General features: G+C 55.6%; 4 protein-coding genes. 3 read left to right on the top strand and 1 reads right to left on the bottom strand.

Translation table 11 applies throughout. The features are described from left to right. Positions 1 to 376: 376 nt before the first annotated feature. Positions 377 to 1,255: an OmpA family protein gene (locus CIK92_RS00195; protein ID WP_094386692.1), complete on the bottom strand. Its 879-nt coding sequence runs from the start codon at positions 1,253 to 1,255 to the stop codon at positions 377 to 379. 200 nt (positions 1,256 to 1,455) lie between these two features. Between CIK92_RS00195 and CIK92_RS00190 the strand changes: the two genes are divergently transcribed. The 3 genes from CIK92_RS00190 (at position 1,456) to CIK92_RS00180 (ending at position 4,261) form a co-directional block, all read left to right on the top strand. Further along, entirely contained in the window at positions 1,456 to 2,352 is an 897-nt protein-coding gene (locus tag CIK92_RS00190) for a hypothetical protein (RefSeq protein WP_144289273.1), read from the top strand. Positions 2,353 to 2,530: 178 nt separating this feature from the next. Next, positions 2,531 to 3,421: a DMT family transporter gene (locus CIK92_RS00185; RefSeq protein ID WP_094386694.1), complete on the top strand. Its 891-nt coding sequence runs from the start codon at positions 2,531 to 2,533 to the stop codon at positions 3,419 to 3,421. A 36-nt stretch (positions 3,422 to 3,457) separates the two neighbouring features. Beyond that, positions 3,458 to 4,261, top strand: a complete 804-nt coding sequence (locus tag CIK92_RS00180) for a ThiF family adenylyltransferase (RefSeq protein WP_094387752.1) — start codon at positions 3,458 to 3,460, stop codon at positions 4,259 to 4,261. Positions 4,262 to 4,494: the final 233 nt, after the last annotated feature.

Genomic DNA, 4,494 nt, shown 5'->3' with positions numbered 1-4,494 from the left:
GAAGACAAGCACATCCTATATTTGGCTAGATCACTAAAAACACGACAATCATTCTTATCTATATGGGAAAAATTAAAGGATTTCTCTTTGCCGTACGACACAGAGAAATCCTAATGACCGATTTGGGTTTAAGTTGTTTTGATAAAAGTTTCCGTCATTCTCTTTTCTTCTTTTCTTTCGTCTTTACATCGTCCGTCGGCAGGAACCTGTCCTGCGGGTATCCTCTTGAATACATGTGCAAAGGTAGGGTAAATCTACGGATTTTCCAATTTGATTATACGTATAAAAAAATAACATCCACAAAAAAACTCACCCTAACCTATCCGCGCAGGGATGGTTAGGGTGAGTTTCCTGTATGTTTCTATGTTCTCCCGACTTACTTCTCGCTCTCAGGCGCCTTGTCGATGAGGTCCATAAACTGGTCGAGCTTCGGAGTGATGATAATCTGGGTGCGGCGGTTGCGCTGCTTGCCCACCTCGGTGTCATTGCTGGCCACGGGGGTATACTCTCCACGACCACCGGCAGTAAGACGCTTGGGCGCTACACCAAATCTGTTCTGCAGATACTGTACCACTGATGATGCGCGAAGGGCAGAGAGGTCCCAGTTGTTGCGGATGTTCTTCATCGAAGCAGCCTTGGTGTTCACAGGCACGTTGTCGGTGTTACCCTCGATCAGCACGTCATAGTCCTTGTAGTCCATGATGATTTTGGCTATCTTGCTCAGAGTCTCCTCGGCACGCTCGCTGATTTCATACGAACCGCTCTTGTAGAGCATATTGTCGGCGAGCGAGATATATACCACGCCCTTGAGCACCTGCACATCCACCTCCTTGAGCTCTTCCTTGCTCAGCGAGCGGGTCAGATTGTTGGTGAGCACCATATTGAGCGAGTCGCTCTTGCTCTTCACCTCTACCAGGTGACGGATATACTGGTTGCTCTCATTGATCTGGTCCACCAACTTAGAGATGTTCACGCTGTTGGCACTGGTATTGGCCAGACTCTTGTCCAGACTCTGTTGCAGGGCCTTGTAGGCCTTCTGCTGCTCTGCCAGCTGGTCGCTGAGACTTGCCACGCGAGCCTGGGCGGCGGCCAACTGCTCCTTGGTGTTCTGGTAGCTGCCGGTCAACTCTCTGTTCTCTGTCTGGCAGTTCTTCAGTTCTGCCTGACAACTCTCTAAATTCTTTTTGCTGACACAACCTGTCATCAACAGGGCTCCAAGGGCGAGCGTCAGCACGGTTGTTTTACTTCTGTTCATCTTAATTATCACGATATTATTCCACAAAGTTATTAAATCTTACATATATGACGCAAGAAAAGCACCTTTTGTATAACCCTTTAATGATATTTAACCATAAACAGCCCAAAAATCTGCGTTTCCCATGTCACAATCACCACTTTCATACGTTATTACCATAACCGACAACATTGAAACAACCACTATATATAATAAGGTATATGAAAAGATTATCCGTTTTGCTATGCGCATCGTTGGCATGGCTCATGGCAGCCGCCCAGACCGGCAGAGACGCCACCATCATTGTCAACCAGCAGCGCATCGTGGTCACCACCCATAAGGGCGAGACCCACGTGGCTGTCTACGACTCCACCGACAACCAGCTCCTGAAGACCCGCGAGACCGTCTTCGCCAACCTGCAGGAGGTAGAGCGCGTCTATGTCACCTCGCCCTTCCTCCCCTCGACCTATACCAGGGCCGCCGCCCTGGCGCCCATACTCCCCACAGTGTGGTATGCCTACACATCGACCGACAGCAAGATAGGTTCCGACGCCAACAGTTCATCCGGACTCCACACCCGTGGCTCCGGCTCTTCCGAGGTGGGCGTCACCATCTTCGAGGGCATCACGCCGCTCACCGACCGTGGCCGATGGGGCCAGCTGGGCTTCTCCATGGGCGCCCAGACCTACTACACATGGATGCACTTCCAGCCCGGCACGCTGCTCCAGGGCGAGGGCAGCCACGTCAGCTTCACCCCCGCAGCCTCGGCGGCTTCCACCAACAGGCTCTCCTATGGCGGCGTGCGCATACCGCTCATGCTGTCGTGGCAGATAGCCCCGGAAAACATGGCGTCGCAGATTGCCATAGGCATCTCTGCCGACATGCGCACCCAGGGCAAGTACCGCTTCACGCCGGCAGACATGGGCGACCCCATCGAGCGCAATGTCAGACTCAAGCCCTTCGGCCTCAACCTCGAGACAGTCGTCTGCTTCGGCCCCCTCGCCATCACCGGACGCGTAGGACTCCTCCCCCTCTTCCAGACCACCACGGGCAAGAAGGCATACACCTCGTCCATCGGCATCGGCATCAATATGGGACAGCTCTTCCGCCGTCGCTGACCCTCTGCCCCAGTCCGCTCCAAGGAGAGGCCATGCACCCTGGCACCATCGCCACCGGCTGCACGGCCTCTCCTTTTTGCTGCTGTCCGGCTGCCGATGATGACAAAAAAATGCTAACGCCAGTATTTTTCACACCCTTTTGTTTTGCAGTGCTGGCTAATTGCAGTACCTTTGCGATATGAAAAGCAAGAAGTTACAAGGCCACATGGCCGTCATGACCGCCAATATCATCTTCGGATTTGGCGTACCCGTCACCGCTCTGTTGCTCAAGGAGTGGGTTTCTCCCATGGTCTATATGCTTACGCGCTGCGTGGGCGCCGCAGCCATATTCTGGCTCATCTCGCTCTTCCTGCCCTCCGAGCATGTCGAGCGCCGCGACCTCGTCGTAATCTGCTGTGGCGGACTGTTAGGATTTGTCATTTCACAGACGCTGGCAGCCTGGGCACTGGTCTTCACCTCGCCCGTCTATTTCTCTATCATCGCCAGCCTCACCCCCGTAGCCACCATGCTCATGGCGGCTCTCTTCATCGGCGAGCGCATCAATTTCACCCGCAGCATCGCCGTCATCCTCGCCACCGCGGGCGCCCTGCTCATGATTTTCACCCACTGGCACGGAGGCACCGGACGCCACGATCTCCTGGGCATCAGCTTCGGTATGCTCAGCCTGATTACCTGGGCCATCTACCTGCTCATCACCCGTCAGGTCAGCGCGCGCTACTCTGCCGTCACCCAGATGAAGTGGATTTTCCTTGCCTCGTCGATAGCCGTGCTGCCCATAGCCTGGGGCGAACTCGACACCCAGAAGCTCTACTCCGCCGCCTGGCAGTGGGACGGTGTGGCTGAGATGGCGTTCATCGTGGTCTTCGCCACCGTAGCCGGCTACGTGGCCATACCCTTCGCCATGCGCTACATCCGAGCCACCAGCGTGAGCATCTACACCAACCTCCAGCCCATCGTGGCATCGGTCGTAGCCATACTCATCCACCAGGACATCCTCACATGGGACAAGCCCGTCGCGCTCATCCTCGTGCTGCTCAGCGCCTGGCTGGTAACACGGACTGAGCGATAGGCCGTCCGCCCCACCACCATTGTCAACCCATTCATCATGTATACAGACAATCCTATCTTCGACCGTGCGCGACTGCTCATGGGCGACGATGTGATGCAGACCATCGCCAGCCGCCGCGTCATCATCTTCGGCGTCGGAGGCGTGGGCAGTTGGGTTGCCGAGTGCCTCATACGCTCGGGCATACGCCACCTCACCATCGTCGACTCCGACCGCATCTGCGCCTCCAATGTCAACCGCCAGCTCATGGCCACCTCCCTCACCGTGGGCGAGGTCAAGGTCGACGCACTGCGCCGCCATCTGCTCGAAATCAGTCCCGATGCCGACATCCTGGCGCTGCAGAAGATTTATTCTGCCGACACCGCCGACGACTTTGCCCTCGACACCTACGACTACATCATCGACGCCATAGACAGCCTCAAGGACAAGGCGCTGCTCATGCTCCGTGCCTGCGAGACCCGTGCCACCCTGTTCTCGTCCATGGGCGCAGCCCTCAAGATGGACCCCACGCTCATACGCGTGGCTGAGTTCTGGAAGGTACGCGGCTGTCCGCTCGGTGCCGCCCTCCGCAAGAAGTTCAAGCACATGCACTGCCGCCCCGCCCGCAAGTTCATGTGCGTCTACGGCGAGCAGGTGCTCGACAATCGGGGCGCCCATCAGGTCGCCGCCAGCACCATGCCCGACACCCAAGAACCCGCCCCCGGCGACCCCACGCTCGCCCACCACGACTGGAACGCCAGCAAGGCCCAAATCAACGGCTCAATGGTCCACATCACCGCCATCTTCGGCTTCACCATCGGTGGTTTGGTGCTCAACGACATCTACACCAAGGCATTGGCATAGAAGCCCCATCCAAAGCCCCATCCAAAGCCCCATCCCAGCCTTCCCCAAGGGAGGGCACTGAAAAACTAAAACCCACTATCAAATTGAAAGTTGATGACGGAAAAATAGCTGTTTTACCCTTTATTATCTGTCTATTTTAGCCTTATTTTAGGCGATTTGCAGAAAGAGAAGTTACAAATCGTAAGCATTTTCCGTTTTGGTCATAAAAAAAGGGGACTTTTTCAGTGCCCTCC

Source organism: Prevotella sp. P4-67 (assembly GCF_002251325.1).
GTDB lineage: Bacteria > Bacteroidota > Bacteroidia > Bacteroidales > Bacteroidaceae > Prevotella.
Note: the sequence above shows the minus strand (reverse complement) of the source record. Positions and strands in the feature narration are given on the sequence as shown.

Excerpts from the sequence above, each read along its gene's own strand:
- CIK92_RS00180 (WP_094387752.1), top strand. The coding sequence starts at position 3,458 with ATGTATACAGACAATCCTATCTTCGACCGTGCGCGACTGCTCATGGGC.
- CIK92_RS00185 (WP_094386694.1), top strand. The coding sequence starts at position 2,531 with ATGAAAAGCAAGAAGTTACAAGGCCACATGGCCGTCATGACCGCCAAT.
- CIK92_RS00195 (WP_094386692.1), bottom strand. The coding sequence starts at position 1,255 with ATGAACAGAAGTAAAACAACCGTGCTGACGCTCGCCCTTGGAGCCCTG.
- CIK92_RS00190 (WP_144289273.1), top strand. The coding sequence starts at position 1,456 with ATGAAAAGATTATCCGTTTTGCTATGCGCATCGTTGGCATGGCTCATG.